Origin of the sequence: Pseudoalteromonas fuliginea (assembly GCF_000690055.1) — a bacterium.
GTDB lineage: Bacteria > Pseudomonadota > Gammaproteobacteria > Enterobacterales > Alteromonadaceae > Pseudoalteromonas > Pseudoalteromonas fuliginea.
On sequence record NZ_JJNZ01000261.1, the window covers coordinates 1 to 264 of the forward strand.

Annotated in this window: 1 protein-coding gene; it reads right to left on the reverse strand. The window is 39.0% G+C overall.

Going from position 1 to position 264, the window contains the following annotated elements; genetic code table 11:
• Window positions 1-3 precede the first annotated feature (3 nt).
• The coding region (locus DC53_RS22480; RefSeq protein WP_206075190.1) for a hypothetical protein at window positions 4-264 on the reverse strand (261 nt) is incomplete at its 5' end.

Genomic DNA, 264 nt, shown 5'->3' on the forward strand with positions numbered 1-264 from the left:
CTTTTATGCTTTTGCAGACTTCTTTAAGTTTTCATCAGCCCACAACGGTTGAAGATTTTCCAGTGCGTTAATTATTTTAGGGTCGTAAATCTTATCTTTCATAAAGTGCGCTATTGGGATTATGTGGTCTAAGTGCCAATCTCCATGATTACCCCAACTCATACCATCCTTGAATTTACTTTCAATACTTTCCCTGAAATCGCACACTGAATAACCGAGCTCAACTTCGTATGTGTTACACCCTTTGATCATTGACGCAAGTGG